Raw genomic sequence first — 17,511 nt, forward strand, 5'->3', positions numbered from 1 at the left:
AGCTCCTTTAAGGAATGCCATGCGTTATCAATAAGCTCGAACAGTGCCTTGTGTTTTGTATTGTCAGAGAATTTTATTGTGAACAAAAAACAACACCAACCTCTAAATCGTAATGCGATTTGGAAATATATCGTGCTGAGCGTCAGCATCGTGATTTTATTTTTAAGCGCTTTACCTTCATGGTACGGCGAACAGGCTTCAGTACATATTAAGCATCCTAACCAAACTATTGATGTTCTTGCTGTGTCGAAATATCTCACTCAGGCCGATATAGCAACAACAGCTATCCATCAAACAAATGGACAAACGATTATTGTATTACAAGATGATAATCAACAAGCTAAAGCAAAAGATGTTATGGAGCAGCACCTCATTGAGGGTGAAGTTATTGCGCTAGCGATGGAACCTTCAGCGCCTGATTGGCTAACCAACTTAGGCTTTGCGCCAATCAAGTTAGGTTTGGATTTACGTGGTGGAGTGCAATTCTTACTTGATGTGGATATGGAGCCTGTTTATCACGCCCACCGGCAGGTGGTTATGGATGAGTTTCGCGCTAAAGTCAGAGGCTCAACTGGTCGCCATGTCGATGATAGCGTTTATTTAAGTTTTAGGTCGTCAGAAAGCTTACAAGAGGCGATTTCAGTTGCTCGTGAAGAGTTTCCGCAATGGCAAAGAGCAGTCAGTAATAATCAATTAATATTGAGTCAAACCGAAGAAGAAAGAGACGCGTTACGTGCATCTACAGTGCTACAAAATTTACAAATTATGCGCAGTCGAATTGAACATTTAGGGATTACTGAAGCATCGGTACAAAGACAGGGTCAATCAAGAATAAGGATTGAATTACCTGGCGTACAAGACCCAGCTGCAGCTAAGGACGTTATTGGCGCAACGGCATCATTATCATTTCATAGCTTAGTCAGTGAACGCTCACCCGGTGCATTAGTTATTAATGATGAAAATGGAAAGCCTGTTTACCTCAATAGAAACGCTATCTTCGGTGGTGAGCATATTATTGATGCGAGGGCTAGCATTGGTGAAATGGGACTGGCAGAAGTGAATTTAGTGCTCGATTCTGCAGGGGGGAGAAAAATGTCACATCATTCTCGGGCAAACATTGGCCAGCCTATGGCAACGGTTTATAACGAGTACACACAAGGTCGAGATGGTACTAGCATTAAAAACAGTGAGGTCATTAGTGTTGCAACGATTCAAGCTCAGTTAGGTAGTCGTTTTCAGATCACTGGTAGTGGAAATCTTGCTGAGGCGCAGCAACTTGCCTTGTTGTTAAGTGCAGGCTCGCTAACTGCACCAGTCACCATTGTTGAAGAGCGTACCATAGGACCTACTCTTGGAGCTGAAAATGTTAAGAACGGCTTTGCTGCTTTAGCATTAGGCTTGGGATTAACACTGACGTTTATCGCATTATGGTATCGCCGCTTAGGTTGGGTTGCTAATTCAGCATTGTGCATTAACTTAGTCATGTTAGTGGGGTTAATTGCTTTAATTCCTGGCGCAGTACTCACTATGCCAGGTATTGCAGGGTTAGTACTTACTGTTGGTATGGCCGTTGATACCAATGTGCTTATTTTTGAGCGTGTTAGAGACAAAATGAAACAAGGTTACAGTTTTGCTCAATCTATAAACACAGGCTTTGATAGCGCTTTCTCTTCCATTTGGGATGCTAATTTAACCACTATGATTGTTGCAATCGCACTCTATTCGATTGGTAATGGTCCTATTCAAGGTTTTGCACTTACATTGGGATTAGGTCTTCTAACCAGTATGTTCACTGGGATCTTTTTATCTAGAGTCATCATTAATCTTATTTGGGGACGCGATCAGCGTCGTATGGTTAAAATATAATGAAAAAATTAATTGAGAGATTGTCTTTAACGGCACCAACATCAATATTGACCCAATTACGATGCTTTATGACAGGGGTATCTTTAATATTATTAGTCGTTTCAATGACGATTATGGGCGTTAAAGGGTTTAACTGGGGGCTCGATTTTACTGGTGGAGTAGTGGCTGAAGTCGCGATTGACCAAACCGTGGCAAGTAGTGAGTTAAAAGCGCATTTAGATAAAGTGCTTAAACAAGATGTGCAAGTGACTCAAGGCGCGCAAGCAGGTCAGTGGACAATCCGTTATAACCATGATGAATTACCCGATCTCAGTATTACGCAACAGCTGTTACCAGTCAGTGATTCCGTGCAAGTATACAGCAACAGTGTTGTTGGCCCACAAGTTGGACAAGAAATGGTTGAACAGGGCGGCTTAGCGGTCATTGCATGCTTATTATTAATTATGGTGTATTTGAGTATGCGGTTTGATTGGCGATTGGCATCAGGTGCTTTAATGGCGTTGATTACGGATATTGTTATCGTATTGGGCATGTTCTCTCTATTTCAATTGGAGTTTAACTTAACGGTATTGGCGGCCTTATTGGCGGTGCTTGGTTACTCATTGAATGACTCAATCATTATTGCTGATAGAGTGAGGGAGTTGATGAGAATGCGCCCAGAATCTAAGACGGCTCCTATTATTGATGACGCTGTTAAAGCAACTTTTTCAAGAACTTTAGTCACATCGGGGACAACATTAGTCACTGTATCAAGCCTTTGGCTTTTGGCTGGCGACAGCTTGCAAGGCTTCTCTGTTGCATTATTCGTCGGGATCGTTTGTGGAACCTGTTCATCTGTGGCACTAGGAGTAACGTTACCACAATGGTTTGGTTTAAAAGCGAGTGATTATATTGTGCGGCCAATAGAGGTTGAAGAAGGCTACACTTAAGGTATTGCGGCGTTAATGTTTAGCGTTTAAAAAACCAGCCGTTTGGCTGGTTTTTTATGAAGACCAATGGAGTGTAACCTATCTTATTTAGGTAACTTTGCACAATTCTAGCAAGCGTGGCAGATACTGCTTATCAAGCTGTGCAATATCGCTTTGTTCCGCTAACACGTCTTTTAATATGGTTTCAGTGGTAAGCGGATTAGCTAAAACAACTCTAAATACTGTGGTGTCTTTACGCAGATATTTGGCTGGTTTTATCCGAGTACGTGACACGAATGATTTACCTTGTTCACGTTGATGCTTTTGAATGAATTGGGTTAAGCCATCGAGAAGTTCATTACATGTTGTGACAAACTTAACGTCACCCCGTTCCACGGCATCATCAATAGCTTGTTGTACTGAGTGCGGTACAAATCGATAGGTTAAAATGCACAATTCAGGGTGAGTAATAAGCTCAAAGTCTCTGTGTTCGACAATACAGTCAGCAAAGTAGCGGGCTTTTTCAAGGCTGTTATTGATTAAAATTTCATAGCCGTCACCGCCAATAATTTGCAAACAGGCATGGACTAACATAGCCATACCAGGTCTTGAGCCTTCAAGGGTTTGACTCCCTAAGTCCTTAGAGCCGACACGTAAAATATATTCAGCGTGATGAGCAATGGCATTGGCAAGTTCCGGATCTTTAAATAACACCATACCCGCGCCCATAGGAACGTACATTTGTTTATGGGCATCGATTGTGACAGAGTCAGCTTGTTCTATACCATCAAGCAAATAGCGATATTTGTTTGATAATAAACTTGCGCCACCCCATGCCGCGTCCACATGAAAGTGACAATCAAGTTCTCGTGCTAACTCAGCAAGCTCAGCTAAGGGATCAATATTACCTGTTTCAGTAGTACCCGCTACGCCAACAATTGCCATGACTTTTATATTGTCACTGGCTAGCTGTTTGGCTGTTTGACGCATTTTTGTAACATCAACTTTATTGTCAGCTGTGGTTGGAATACTGATGATATTATCACGACCGATTCCTAACAAATCAGCGGTTTTTCCAATGGAGTAATGGCCGCGTTCAGATACCAGTATGGCGATGTCCTCAAAACCATAATGTTTTAAGGCCTTGGGTAAACCTTCACGGTTTATGCCTTTAAAATGTCCATCTGCTTTCAATAATTGGTTGCGTGCAATCCACAGTGCAGTGATATTGGCAACGGTTCCACCAGAACAAAAGGCGCCTAAAGAGTAGTTTGCACTATGCATCCACTGTTCATAAAACGAATCATTTTGGCCATATATAAGGTGGTGCATCATGCCCAAGACTTGACGTTCAAGCGGGGTGAAAGCTTTTGAAGTTTCAATTTTGACCAAGTTTTGATTCAGGCCAACCATCATTTTAGACAGTGGCAGTACAAAATATGGTAATGCCGAAGTCATATGACCGATAAAGCTCGGGGCAGAGGTATGTACTGAGTGAGCGACCAAGTTTTGCATGATTTCATCAGTATAATCAGAAACAAAGCGTGGGGCATCAGGGATCTGAAATGTCCTGAAGTCTTGTTCAATCAGTGATAAAGGTTTCTCTAAAGCTGCAATGCTTTTACCCAAGAATCCCGCTAAATCTTCAGAGAGCTTTTGTTCAATGATACTTAACGTTGATTCTGCATCTTCTGGTACGGTAAAAATACGTAATAGACTATCTTCAGATGCTTGGGCTTTGCGGTCGTTCTTAGTGGTCATTTAATCGTGCCATCATTTTTATTTTTCAGCCATGAATCACTCTTTTTGAAGGTGATTTCATGGCGATTATGAGGGCTAACTTTACTGCATGGATTATTTGGCAGCAAGTTTTTGCTTCAAACGGTCGTTTTTATATTGAAAGTTTCAAGCTTGCGGCGATATTTTGCGCAGTGTTTACCAAGTTATTATGGGCATTGGCTAAAATATCATCCAGTGGGGATAACGAAGGAATGATTGGAAATATCGCTGTCATGCCCTGAGCCAGAATATCCTCAGCACCTTGACCTAAACACCCAGCAATACCAATCACGGGGATATCTTGTTTTATCGCCTGTTGCATCACGCCCATAGGTGTTTTACCACTGAGGGTTTGACTATCCATTCTGCCTTCACCTGTGATAACAAGATTTGCCTTATCCATTTTTTCAGCTAATTTGACGGCTTGTACGACAATATCAACCCCAGGCTGTAATTTAGCGTCAAGTAATGCCATTACCCCAAATCCCATTCCGCCAGCTGCCCCAGCACCAGGAAATAAGTCTATATCGTTAACTAAGGATAACTGGCTGGTGTTGTTAACGATGGATGCAAAATGTCTAAGGGCATTGTCGAGTTCTGTTACCATTTGAGGCGTCGCCCCTTTTTGCGGGCCAAATATTGCCGAGGCGCCGTTAGGGCCACATAACGGGTTGTCAACATCACACGCCACATCGATTTGGCAGTTGCTCAAAAGCGGGTGAACCTCATCAGTATTAATACTTGCCAATTGGGTTAAACCTGCTGCGCCGTAAGTTATAGCATTGCCTTGGCTGGTGAGTAAGGTAAAACCAAGCGCTTGAGCCATACCTGCACCACCGTCATTGGTCGCACTGCCACCTAGTCCCAATATTATGTGGCGTATGCCACGATCAAGCGCGTCTCGGATCAATTCACCTGTGCCGTAGCTGGTGGTAAGCATCGGATTTCTGCGATCGCGTTTAATATGATGCAACCCTGAAGCTTCTGCCATTTCGATGACTGCTGTCAGTTTTTGGGGAGCGAGATTATCGCTCCCCTCTACTGAATTCTCAGCCCCTAAGATACCGTAATGCGCAGATACCGGTTGACCATCTGGCCCTGTAACCTGAAGAGTCACTAATTGCCCGTTGGTTGCGTCAACCATTGCTTGTACTGTGCCTTCGCCGCCATCGGCCATTGGTACTTTACAATATTCTGCATCAGGGAAAATTCGTTTAAATCCTTCCTCTATTGCATTAGCAACACCTAATGCACTAAGGCTCTCTTTGAATGAGTCAGGGGCAATGACTATTTTCATAACAATTCTCTTAGGTTTTAGAAAGCCCCACTCAGCAAAGAGCTGAGCGGGACGAAAGGGTATTTATAGAAGAACGAGGCTGAGTAGGTACACTAGGGTCATCGCGGTAAGACCTTGTACCAGAGTTGCCATTGTTTGTGCTCGATAAGCTTGTTTTACACTCATGCGGCTAAATTGCGTAACAACCCAGAAAAAGCTGTCGTTAGCATGTGACACTGTCATTGCACCTGCACCAATCGCCATCACTGTGAGTACTCGTCCCATATCACTCGCTAAGCCAATATCGCCTAATAACGGAGCGACAAGCGCTGAAGTAGCAACCAAGGCAACAGTCGATGAGCCTTGTGCTGATTTAAGTGCTGCAGCGACGATGAATGGCATGAAAATACCGACACCAAGTGCCGATAAGCTACTGCCAAGGTATGTACCAATTTCAGTGGCTTTAAGAACGGCTCCGAAAGCACCGCCTGCACCAGTAATTAACAAAATAGGAGCGGCTACGATTAAGCCTTGGCTAATACGCTCGCTGAACTCTTTCACTTTATCAGTGCTTTTTAGTAGCGGAATGGCTAACAACAAACCAATCATAAGTGCATTAACGGGTTGGCCCAAGAACATTAAAATATCAAATAAGTTATCTTTACCTAATGGTGCCGACGGGAAGTTGGCTATTGAACCTAAGCAAATCAGCAGTATCGGCACAAAGATTGGTGCAAAGGCTTTAGCTGGGCTTGGCAGTTCGCCATAACTGCTTTTTAGCGCTTCATAATCTTCTAATTTGTCATTAAGCTCTTCTGCACCTTCGCCATCGGGTTGCTCGTTTGCGAAGCGGTTTGCCCATAATGTTCCGGCAAGTGCGGCAATAGCGGCAATAAACACCCCGACAGCAATTACAAGCCCTAGCTGGTTTTCTAGCCCGAGGTTACCGGCTGCAGCGATAGGACCTGGTGTAGGTGGCACAAAAGTATGGGTTGCGTATAAACCTGTAGCTAAAGCTACGCTCATTGATACACTCGATACCTTCATGCGGTTTGCCATAGATTGTTTTAATGAATTTAAAATGACAAAACCTGAATCACAAAATACTGGGATCGAGACAATATAACCAATAATGGACATGGTTAATGTTGGAAAGCGTTTTCCAAGCACTTTAATGACTACGTCAGCCATGGTGATGGCAGCGCCGCTTTTTTCAAGAATAGTACCGATAATAGTACCTAACACGATAACAAGGCCAATATAGCCTAATATGCCCCCAAAGCCTGTGGTGATAGTTTTAGCAATGTCTGCACTTGGCAAACCATAAGCAAAGGCTGCTAAAAAAGAAGCTAAAATTAGTGTTAGAAAAGGGTGTAATTTAAATTTAGATGTCGCAATAACAATAAATGCAATTACGCCAATTAATATCAAGATCATGCTCATTGATAACTACTCTATTTAGGGTATTAAGGTATGTTGTTTTTGTAGGCGTATTATTGAAAAAATGATATCTATTTGCTTTGTGCTATTTCACAGAATTATTATGTATACAGGGTATTTGTTTGTGCAGGTGCGCAGGTTGTGAGTTGTGATCGGTTATTTTGATGACTTTTGATTGTTTCAGCTGAAGAAAACTATCATGGTTTAGGCCTGAAACATGATTTGCCCAAGATATAGATTAAGCAAATGCTGAAATTCTTGTAAGTTTGTTCCAGTTATTTGCTGAATTTTATCCAGTCTATATCTCAATGTGTTGCGATGAATAAACAGCACTTCAGCACAACTTTTATGATCGCCAATATGTTGAATGTAAACCGCTAAGGTTTTTTGTAATACGCCATTTTTGTCTGCATGAACGAGTTTTAAATAAGGTGCTGCTAGGGCGTCACCACGCCAATGTTGTTTCAGTCCGGTAAAGATGACTTGCAGTGCGTAATCTTCATATAAGTATTTATTTTTCTCTGGGTTAAGACTTTTGCCAATGGCAAGGGTTTCTTTCGCGGTTCGATAGGATTTTGCTATTCCTTCTACACCACCGAAGAAATGCCCTAAAGCAATGTTGAGCTTTAGCTCCATGTTGGCGGGATACGTTGCAATAACTTATCGATACGATGGCTTTCGAGCGCTGGATCCCATTGGCGTCCATCTAAAAAGGCAGGCTTCAAAATGACTAATTGATTGAGTGAAGTCATTGCAATCAAGTTATTTCTGTCGGGATACTGCAGTAAATGCACCATTTGCTTTAGTGCTTGGTTATTATGAACCTGCTGCTGGTTTACAGATTCAATTTCGATAATGGCGACAACACGCTCTTCTTTTACGTCAATACTAAGCTGATGTCCCCAGTGAGTTAACTGATCAACGTCCTTTTCTTCGGCGCGAATGAGTTGCAAAATGAATTCTTCTTTTTGTCTATTTTGCCACTGTAGTTGATCTTGTAGATTGGCTTGTTCGACAATCATTTCTGCTGTCATTTTCAGTAGTTCGCCATACTGAGCTAACTCTGATGGGTTGCCGGTAATACCTATCACGCCGACAATTTGCCCTTGATAATGTAGGGGAAGATTTAGCCCTGATTTAACCCCATGTAAACTTGGGGCAATCTCTTGGTTAATTTCTACATTACGATTCTGGCTTATAGCCAATAATGCACCTTCATGGACAGCGCCAATTCGCTCATTTGTTCCCGATCCTAGAATAACCCCTTGAGCATTCATCACATTGATATTGTGGCCAATGATTTTCATGGTTCTGTTTACAATTTTATTGGCGATAGCACTGTCAATTACATACATGAGTTACTCACAAATTGGATTAGGCTGCGATTTGATTAACGAATTGAAATAACCAGTAAATCAATAAACCGTAACCGGTAATTAATGTCAATAATGTCGCAAATTTGGCAATAGGTGGTGTTTGCGATTGTTTCAAAGCAATGTGGCAAAGCGCGATTGAAAATAGACTAATCGGCGCCACAATAATACTTAAAGGCAAAATGATGATGGCACCGCTAAGCAGAATCAATGCAGAAAAGCGTGAAGGAGGGCGTTTGTTGGTTAATGGTAAAGGTATTAAAGCAGCACCAATCGATAGTAATACAACGCCAAAGTAGAGAATAAACTGCGCAAAACTCTGATATTGATTAATAAAACCTATCAATGCAATGAGAGGAATAATAACCGAGACGGTTACATGTTTATGGCTAAAGCTGGACTGGACATATTGGCCAGAAAAGTAGCAGCAGGTTTGCACAACGGCATTAATGGTCACAAAAGCCATAAGTGCGATAAATACCAATAAGCTGTTATTGGCCATGGTTGTTGTGGATGCAAACGCTGGTTCAGACAATAACAATAATGGCAAACTCGAAATGATTAGGGACTTTTTAAGCATGGTAATGTGTCTATATGTTCTCATTCCTCAGATTTTAATCAACAATGAGTAGAATAGCTTTTGTTAATTTAGCAATCGTGAGTTATTTATCGTTAAATGAGAATGTGAGCACAAAAGTAAATAGATAAAACAAAAAAGCCTGCTAAATAGCAGGCTTTTTTTAATCGTGTTATCGCTTACAACTTGTAGTTGACGCTTAACATAATCATGTGAGCAGTGTAATCGTGACTGTTGCTTCCAAAGGTCATGACATTCCAAATGTTATCAGGAGCGATATCATTTGCTGCATCATTATCTAGGTACTTTTCAATTTTATAATCAAGACGTAAAGCCATTTTCTCAGTAGCTTGGTATTGACCATATAAATTAACGTTATGCACTTTTGCAAAGTAATCACCGTAGTCTCCAGTCACACCTTGGCGTACTTGAGTATTACTGTCTGATTCTGAGTAAGTGTAATCTAGACCTAAACGTAGACGGCTATCCATTAAGTTGTTGTAGCTTAGGTTAGCACCAACAACGTCAACGGTGTCTTCTATGTCAGCTTGCCAAGTAGGGCCAGAGAACGTGCTACTGCCAGATTGTTGTGACTCAATAACCTGATGGTTATAGAATGCATTTAGCATAACGTCTTTGTTAAACATGTAGTTTACATTAACGTCGTAACTGGTGTCTTTTGACTCAGTTAACCCAATCTCGGTATCAATGTAGTCATCTAATGCGTAACGAACACCTAAATCAATTGTTAATGCATCGATTGGTGTATGGCTAACACGAGCTTCAACCATGCTACGATCACGATCTGCTAAATAATATTTACGTAGTAAGTCGTTATTTTCTGAAGAGGTCCACTCAGAAGCTTGGTAATCAGAACCATCTCGACTTCCGAAACTACCTTTTACCCACATGTCCCAGTTTTCAAAACTGTTTAAGCGGTAACGAGCCCAAATAGTGCTTTCTTCAGTGACTTCACGCTCTGAGTAACTGCGCTCATCACGTTTATAATCAACACCACCGTCTAACTTCATACCACGGTTAATGCGATAGTCAGCACCAATTTTTGCACGGTGAGTTGTTTGATCATAAGGGGTGTTATAAGCGACTTGGCCGTTAACATCATTAATGCTGATTTGAGTCCACTCTTCAATATTCGTGTTGTTTTCACGGTCAGAGTAGTCGTAACTACCCGATACTCGAACAGAACGGTTAACGCGGCTGACTGCTTTTAATGTCATGCCAGTTAAATCAACTTTAGCATCAACAGATTCAGTTGGCACACTATAGCCATAACCAGACGTTACCACGTCTTGATCTTGGCTCATTTGACCGAACATCAAGCGACCGCTAACAGCAGTACCATTTTCAGTGTATTGACCTAGCAGCGACACGATATGTGATTCGTTATCAGGATTAAGTGCCATATAGCCACGAGTCTGAGCACCAAAAGTCGGATTAAACGCATTATCGTAGCTTAATTCAGCATTATCATTTTTAAAGATAGAGCCATCGTAGTTTAAGCTTGTGAACCAGTTTTTACCGCTAAATTTGATACCAGCATTGATGGTATCAGTTGTGTAGTCAACAGGCTCTGCAATCATCATTGACTGATTGAAGAAGCTACCTGAAGCTGTCTTAGTGCCTGTTTTTTCTTCACGTTGATAATTAACGTAAGTGGTCAACATTGATTCAGTTTGATATTCAAAACCAAGGCCTGCACGTTCGCGTTTCAGTGAAAGCTCAAATGGGTTAAGGCTACTATATAGCTCTGACATACCGTCAGTTGAACCAGCAGTGACCCAGTTATCGGGTAATGTGAGGTCTGAACCGCCAATACCTTGATACGGAGACATAACAGTGTTTGAGCTGTAAGTCGCTAATGAGCGGTAATTTAGGTTGAAGTTGTACTGGCCTAATTTACCAACATTTACATCCAAACGGCCATTATCTAAGCCAAGATCTGTAGCTTCAACTTTCGCTCTATAACCCGATTCTCCGATGTAATTAACATCAGCATCTAATTTAGGCGCGATTTCATTGTCACTACCAAAAGCATTAGCTGAGTGAATATCATCTTCACTGTTATAACCAACGCCAACGCCAACACTTCCAGTAACACCCGTTTCTACAGCACAACCTTTACAGACCCATTTATCAAATTTAACTTTATCTGTATTGGCATTGCCGACACCGTAACCATCTGCTGCCATTGCAAATCCAGCATTGGCAACTAACGCTAAGGTGATAATATTCAGTTTAAATTTCATAGTCGTACATCCTTAACGCTGAAGTAATTTGCCAGAAGGGTGGTTTGAACCATGTACTTGGCTATGACAATTTAAGCAACTGCGGCCACCAGTAAAGGCATTATCACCAACATTAGAACCCATACCTGTGTTCCCTAAATATGCATTGCTAGCATGGCCATCGCTGGCATGACATTGCTGACATAGTTGTGGAGCACGAGTTTTTAGCATTCCTTCGTTTACGCTGCCATGTGGATTATGACAAGTGACACAATTTTCTGTCACTGGAGCATGTTCCCATAGTTTAGGGCCGCGTTTTTCAGCGTGACATGAGTAACAGGTTTCGTTCACACTTGGTTTAACCAAGTCTGAATCAGTCATGCTGCCATGTGGATTATGACAATCACTACATGTCATTTGATTCCATTTCATTGGATGACTAGAGCGTTTGTTCATGTCAGTTTTTTGCTTGGTATGACAACTAGTACACACTTCCATTTCTGTCTTTTTATCCAGAATAGGGTCGTTAGCAGTGTGAACACTGTGACAAGATGCACAAGCAACATCAGCATTGTCGTGATGGCTGGTATTCCAAGACATACGTTCGTCATCTAAATGACAACCCATACAAACACTGTTTTGTTTTTCAGGAGATAACGTTGAGTCTGGGCCAAATGCAATGACAGGTTCATTACCGCCACGGTTATGTTTACCCATTGGGCCGTGACATGCTTCACATTGAAGACCTGCCATTGGGCTTTTTGAAGAGTCAATTGCACCGTGAACGCCTTTAAATAGGTCCATCACTTTTTCAGAGCGTCTATGACACATTAAGCAAGAGTCAGCCCCTTTGGGTGAGTAACTCCCTTCTTCGAACTTTTTGTCTAATACAGCTTCGACTTCTTCAGGTGTCATTTTGGCATCCCATTTCGACGCATAGGCCGAATGAGACATCCCAAGAGATAGCAGTGCAATTGCCATAAAGGTTGGGATTAAAGAGTTTAATTTCATTTTAATTTTCATAGTAAGGCTTCCCAATCTATCCATGATGTAGATGTATTTATAGTTGTAAAAGGGAGAAGCGAGCTTCTCCCTGATATTACAATTACATGTTCACCGCAGTGTGATCGAAGATAGTTGGCTTATGACATCCCATACAGAACTCAAGTTGAGCTGAAGCATTGGCATCATCGTAAGAACCATTTACAACCGCGCCTTGGCCTTCTGCGTGAGCTTTAATTTCATCGAAGCCATGACAAGAAGCACAAGTGGCTGTGATTGGCGTTGTGTATTCGCCAGCTGAAGTGGCTAATGCGCCTTTCTGTTTGAATGCATCAAGATTGAAGTCATTATGACATTGCGCACAATCACTGATGATACCTTCCTCGCCATGAACACTATGAAGTTTCATTTCAAGTGCACCTTGATTACCACCTGAAGCGTATGTGCCATCAGGAGTATGACAAGTCACACAAGCATCAACACCTACAACTACTTCACCTTCGTCATTTTCGCGACCTAATTGTTCAGTCATGACAAAACCTGCATGGTAGCCTTTGTGAATTTCAAATGTTTCACCGTGACAGTTTTCACAGGTATTAAAGGCGACTGAATCAGTATGACGCATGCTTGGAGCTTCGCCTGAGAAAGTGCCAAATACTAAGTCTGCTTTCATACTTGTTGTAGCAATATCTTCACCACAATCAACCGCCTCAGTACCGTCGTTACACATTTCTAAACCAACGAAAGTAAATGCAGTGTCAGTATCTTGGATGCCAGCAGGTGAGTACTCATCAAACGGAAGGGCTGGTAGGGTGTATTGTAATGCACCTGCTTCTACAGAAACATTTTCACCTAATTCACCATTTTTAACCAAGTCGTAAGCGACTTTTGCTTGTCCGTTTCCTGGGCTTGCGTTGTACCCCATGATTGGGAAGTTTGGACCCACATTAGTGATAGTCTCAATACGTTGGATTTTGCTTACGAGAGTTGATGCATCAATTGCAGTACCCGCAGCATCAGTAATCGTGACAGACAGTGTGGCTGTTTTGTCTGAATTAACGATTAATGAAGATGTCATGCCGTACATATCAATGAAGGCTTTTTTCTGTACGAAATCGCCAGTGTGAATCTCTTCTGTCCAGCTAGCGTTATGACATGCGATACAGTTTGAGTTATCAGACTGTTGTGAATGACCTTCACCCGCTTTGAAGTCAATGTTCGTGTGACAACTTGTACAAGTTTCCATTGTTGGAATACGTGTCCAGTTACCCCATTCAGTTAACTCTTCTGATTCAATGTGACAGCTTTGACAGTTGTCTTGAACGATAGCGTGTGCAGTTTCGGCAGTATAATCATTACGGCCCCACACTTTGTTTGAGTTATGAACGTTATGAACTAAGTGAGCGAATGCCACTTCAGGTTTACCGCGGCCATCTGCCCATTCTTGGGTATGACAAGTAATACACGTTTCAACCGTAGTGGCTTTGTGGTAAATCTTCTCGCCTTCAGCGTGACATGCTGCACACGCTTCGTGAGATACGATATTTTTAGTGTATAGCGCTTCGTAACCTTCACCGTCGAAATCAGCAACAATTTCACTGACCGGTACTTCTGTAACACCATCTAATAACGTTGATGCTTCTGCAACAACATTAAAACGTTGAGTTAATTCTGAATTGAATGTATCTGTATCGAAGCTTTCGAAAGTGAAGTCGTAGCTACCGTTTTTGTTATCAACAAAAGTAGAGGTTGAGCCAAGCTTCTGCCAGTTCGCGCTGTTTCCTGCGCCGCTAGCGCCTGCAGGGATAAGCTGAGCTGCATTTTCAATTGAAAAGTCTTTTAATCCGACTACTGCTTCATCATCTTCATTAGTCGCATAAACTTTAACTGTAGGGATATTGTCGGCATAAGTTACTGACAGCACTTCTAAATTAAGCTGTTCAATTGCTTCTGCTGGTGTTCCACCAGGAAGACCAGGGTTGCCATCTTTACCATCATCACCGTCACTGCCACAGCCTGTTAAGGCTACGCTGACTGCACTTGCTACAAGCATTAGTGCGATTTTTGAATTTTTTTTGTTCATCATTTGTCCCTGCGTATTAAGACATTGCTTAAATTTGACTTGGCTTATTTAGTGCCTAGATACATAGTCTTTTGAGTCAATTCAGCTTTTTGGGTTTTAAATTCATCATTTACAAGGTTAATCCACAACAAGATAAAAATCTTTAAATCTAGACTGATACTGTGAAGCAGATCGGTCTATTTATAAAGAGGTATAATATTTGTCGTTCTAACTCGCTTTAAATCAGTAAAAAGCAAAAAGAGCCGCACATTGGCGACTCTTTATTTTGCTAATTAACCTTTACTGTCCACCCCAATTAGAGTGTGCTTCAAGGATTTGTCCATCGTTATGACAAGTTGAACATGTTTCAACCACATTCAATGCATCATAGTCAGCTTCTGGAACTCCTAATGAATCAATCGTACCGACAACACCGCCATTAGTTTCAATGTGTTGGATAGTTGATTCGCTTAAACCATATGGAGGTACGTGACAACTAACACAAGCTGCAGTTTGTGGAGATACAACGAGCAATCCATTGTCATCTTTACCAAATGCAACTGGTGTAGATTCAGCAGTGATGTTTTGGATAGAGAATCCATCTTCACCATGACATGCCTGACATTCAGTTTTCTTGAAGAATAACGAACCACTTGAGTCATAAACGTAATGCTTCGAGTGAACTTTAAATGCTAGGTTAGAAGATTCACCACCTGATGTTGCACGGGTACCATTATGACAAGAAGCACAGCCATCGATGTCATTGGTATAACGGTGAGTGATTTCAGTTGTGTGACATTGCTGACAATCTGCCATTTCTGCATGTTGCATACGTGGTGATTCTTCAACAACTGTACCATCTAAGTTGAAGTAGTAAGTGTCAGAGGTTACGTAAGGAGCACTCTGATCACCAGCATCTAAATCTTCTTCGTTACAGTACTCGATGACGCCTCTGTGAGAACAAACATGAAGTTGACTGCTTAGGACGATAGTTGAACCTGCATCAATCAATGTTGCGATATCAAAGCTATCAGCACTGACTGTAGAGGTAATAGAACCATCCGCTTCTTCAACAAAGGTGTCGTAACCTACTTTTTGGTAGTTCACTAAGAAGTCATCAGTTAATACACCATTAATGACGATAGCACTGTTGAATCCACCATATTGGTATGGGCGAGGATCAATTTGGTTAATCGCAACTAATTCTTCACCATTTTTCACTGTGAAGTTTACTTTAATTTCTGATTCATCATCGGCAACAGTCATTGAGTTGAATTCAACTTTGAGTGTTGTTGCTAAGAAATTACTGTTTAATGCGTAATGGGCTTCATTTGCTCCACGAGCGCGTTCGCCGTCTTTATGACAAGTTAAACAGTTATTGCCTTGTTGATGTGAAGCAGGAACACCGGCAGCTTCAGCAGCAGGGCTTGGGCTATGACAGCTCCAACATGCAGTGGTATCAACATCAGCTTTCCAGCTATCAGTTAAGTTAAACTCTTCATTTGGATTATGACAAGTTAAACAGTTTGATGTCATTTGTGGGTAAACACCCGCGTCAGAGAAGTTAGCTTCAGTATGGATACTGTGAACCATACCTTTGATTGAACCATCGTATTCATACGCTTCGCCAATTGCATTACCTTCGCTATCGGTATCCTGTTTGCTATAGCTGTTGTAATCAGTGTGACAGAAAGAACATGCTTCTTCTGTGTTATGTTTACTGCCATGCATTGATAATTCACCTGCTTGATCAGCACGGTGACAGGTTTGACAATCTGAATTTGCAAGAATTTGTAGTGGTTTTTCAACTTCTACATCAGTTGCTGGTACCCAATAGAAGAAACTATTGTTAACTAACGTTTGTGATTCGTTGTTGGTTGTTTTGATAGACATGTAAACGCCGTTGGTTGCGTCTGCCATGTAGTCGTATTTATCTAAAGTGTCGATTGCTTTATCAATTGTAATTGAATAGCTACCATCTTTATTATCAACGAAGCAATCTTCACATTCACTTTTACTACCATCAAAGTAGCTAGAGCCTGTGAAGTAACCATCGCCTTTGTCTTTATTGAAGTAACTTAGCCAAATTTGTCTATCGACACTTGGATTAACAATTTCGTCTTCACCTGGCTCATTTGCAGAACCAACTCGTCCGAAAGATATCGTAGCGATATCAGCAAGTGTTAGACCTGTAAGAGCAACACCGTTTGCATCAGCTAATTTAAAATCAACAGTTAGAAATTGATTTTCATCAACGCTTGCTGTGGTAATTGTGCTCGTTAACGCTGAAACAGAACCAACTGGTTTGCCTACAACACCGTCTTCACCATCACTACCGTCGGTACCGTCACTGCCACAGCCGGATAAAGCGAAGGCTATTAAGCCAGCACTAAATACCGCTTTAGCAGTAGTATTGAAATTGAATTTTTTCATCATTGTTCCCTGCAAGAGATTTTTTATTCGTACTTGATTCTTCATCATAAAATCAAGTGTATGGATATTATCCAAGCTTTTAATAAGCCTCTTTATTTTATTCACTTAGTTCTATAATCACTGTGATTAAGATCTTAGTATGCCTAAAGAGGTATTTTGAAATCTGCAATTTGCAAGTTGGCATATTGAAAATGTTATGCCGGCGGGAGTGTTATTGCTCATCCGTTGCAATATTGTAGTTTTTCAGTGTTTTATTAAGCTGTTAGGAATATTCAATTTCAGTAAGCATAACGAATAAATCCATTATTCAATGTACCATCACATACATTACTTACGTCTAAAATTGCCATTACTAATAATAGGTCTTTTAGTTAAAAAATGTATGCATAATCAGGTGATTTTTGGCTGATTTTAATGGTCAACTACAAGCTTTTTAAGGAAATTGTGATGTAGATCTCATATTTATTGCGCGATTAATAATGAGTGGCCAAATCAATAGACTTTTGAAATGAATTTAGTATTGAAATTTAAAGTTATTGCATAAACATG

12 protein-coding genes are annotated in these 17,511 nt (G+C 41.2%); 2 read left to right on the forward strand and 10 right to left on the reverse strand.

Translation table 11 applies throughout. The features are described 5' to 3' along the window. Positions 1–75 precede the first annotated feature (75 nt). The gene (gene secD / locus SJ2017_RS07810; RefSeq protein ID WP_156003434.1) at positions 76–1,866 is read left to right on the forward strand and encodes a protein translocase subunit SecD; all 1,791 of its coding nucleotides are present in this window, start codon (positions 76–78) and stop codon (positions 1,864–1,866) included. Beyond that, entirely contained in the window at positions 1,866–2,795 is a 930-nt protein-coding gene (secF, locus tag SJ2017_RS07815; protein ID WP_080915404.1) for a protein translocase subunit SecF, read from the forward strand. Before secD ends, secF begins: the two co-directional genes overlap by 1 nt. 87 nt (positions 2,796–2,882) lie before the next feature. Here the strand turns inward: secF and panP are convergent, their stop codons facing one another. From panP to SJ2017_RS07860, 10 genes are all read right to left on the reverse strand, one after another. Beyond that, positions 2,883–4,535, reverse strand: coding sequence for a pyridoxal-dependent aspartate 1-decarboxylase PanP (panP, locus tag SJ2017_RS07820; RefSeq protein WP_080915405.1), 1,653 nt, complete (start codon positions 4,533–4,535; stop codon positions 2,883–2,885). Between the two features lie 130 nt (positions 4,536–4,665). Then, positions 4,666–5,850, reverse strand: a complete 1,185-nt coding sequence (locus SJ2017_RS07825) for a glycerate kinase (protein WP_080915406.1) — start codon at positions 5,848–5,850, stop codon at positions 4,666–4,668. 63 nt (positions 5,851–5,913) lie between these two features. After that, positions 5,914–7,272, reverse strand: a complete 1,359-nt coding sequence (locus tag SJ2017_RS07830) for a GntP family permease (protein WP_080915407.1) — start codon at positions 7,270–7,272, stop codon at positions 5,914–5,916. A 201-nt stretch (positions 7,273–7,473) separates the two neighbouring features. Further along, a complete protein-coding gene (locus SJ2017_RS21945; protein WP_420876298.1) occupies positions 7,474–7,905 on the reverse strand; it encodes a PucR family transcriptional regulator in 432 nt (143 codons plus the stop codon). Further along, positions 7,896–8,624, reverse strand: a complete 729-nt coding sequence (locus SJ2017_RS21950) for a sugar diacid recognition domain-containing protein (protein ID WP_420876299.1) — start codon at positions 8,622–8,624, stop codon at positions 7,896–7,898. Before SJ2017_RS21950 ends, SJ2017_RS21945 begins: the two co-directional genes overlap by 10 nt. A 19-nt stretch (positions 8,625–8,643) precedes the next feature. Further along, positions 8,644–9,222 carry a hypothetical protein gene (locus SJ2017_RS07840; protein ID WP_080915408.1) on the reverse strand — a complete coding sequence of 193 codons (579 nt, stop codon included), beginning with the start codon at positions 9,220–9,222 and terminating at the stop codon, positions 8,644–8,646. 176 nt (positions 9,223–9,398) lie between these two features. Further along, positions 9,399–11,486 (reverse strand): MtrB/PioB family decaheme-associated outer membrane protein, encoded by a 2,088-nt coding sequence (locus tag SJ2017_RS07845; RefSeq protein WP_080915409.1) that lies wholly within the window; start codon positions 11,484–11,486, stop codon positions 9,399–9,401. A gap of 12 nt (positions 11,487–11,498) precedes the next feature. Next, entirely contained in the window at positions 11,499–12,446 is a 948-nt protein-coding gene (locus SJ2017_RS07850; RefSeq protein WP_420876304.1) for a DmsE family decaheme c-type cytochrome, read from the reverse strand. 124 nt (positions 12,447–12,570) lie between these two features. Further along, on the reverse strand, positions 12,571–14,553 hold the full coding sequence (locus SJ2017_RS07855; protein WP_080915411.1) for an OmcA/MtrC family decaheme c-type cytochrome: 1,983 nt from the start codon (positions 14,551–14,553) through the stop codon (positions 12,571–12,573). A gap of 276 nt (positions 14,554–14,829) precedes the next feature. Then, positions 14,830–16,962 carry an OmcA/MtrC family decaheme c-type cytochrome gene (locus tag SJ2017_RS07860; RefSeq protein WP_055023910.1) on the reverse strand — a complete coding sequence of 711 codons (2,133 nt, stop codon included), beginning with the start codon at positions 16,960–16,962 and terminating at the stop codon, positions 14,830–14,832. Positions 16,963–17,511: the final 549 nt, after the last annotated feature.

It is taken from the genome of Shewanella japonica (assembly GCF_002075795.1).
GTDB classification, from domain to species: Bacteria; Pseudomonadota; Gammaproteobacteria; order Enterobacterales; family Shewanellaceae; genus Shewanella; species Shewanella japonica.

Bases quoted from the DNA above. Each gene is read 5' to 3' on its own strand.
- secF (WP_080915404.1), top strand. From the start codon at position 1,866: ATGAAAAAATTAATTGAGAGATTGTCTTTAACGGCACCAACATCAATA.
- panP (WP_080915405.1), bottom strand. From the start codon at position 4,535: ATGACCACTAAGAACGACCGCAAAGCCCAAGCATCTGAAGATAGTCTA.
- SJ2017_RS07825 (WP_080915406.1), bottom strand. From the start codon at position 5,850: ATGAAAATAGTCATTGCCCCTGACTCATTCAAAGAGAGCCTTAGTGCA.
- SJ2017_RS07830 (WP_080915407.1), bottom strand. From the start codon at position 7,272: ATGAGCATGATCTTGATATTAATTGGCGTAATTGCATTTATTGTTATT.
- SJ2017_RS21945 (WP_420876298.1), bottom strand. From the start codon at position 7,905: ATGGAGCTAAAGCTCAACATTGCTTTAGGGCATTTCTTCGGTGGTGTA.
- SJ2017_RS21950 (WP_420876299.1), bottom strand. From the start codon at position 8,624: ATGTATGTAATTGACAGTGCTATCGCCAATAAAATTGTAAACAGAACC.
- SJ2017_RS07840 (WP_080915408.1), bottom strand. From the start codon at position 9,222: ATGCTTAAAAAGTCCCTAATCATTTCGAGTTTGCCATTATTGTTATTG.
- SJ2017_RS07845 (WP_080915409.1), bottom strand. From the start codon at position 11,486: ATGAAATTTAAACTGAATATTATCACCTTAGCGTTAGTTGCCAATGCT.
- SJ2017_RS07850 (WP_420876304.1), bottom strand. From the start codon at position 12,446: ATGGCAATTGCACTGCTATCTCTTGGGATGTCTCATTCGGCCTATGCG.
- SJ2017_RS07855 (WP_080915411.1), bottom strand. From the start codon at position 14,553: ATGATGAACAAAAAAAATTCAAAAATCGCACTAATGCTTGTAGCAAGT.
- SJ2017_RS07860 (WP_055023910.1), bottom strand. From the start codon at position 16,962: ATGAAAAAATTCAATTTCAATACTACTGCTAAAGCGGTATTTAGTGCT.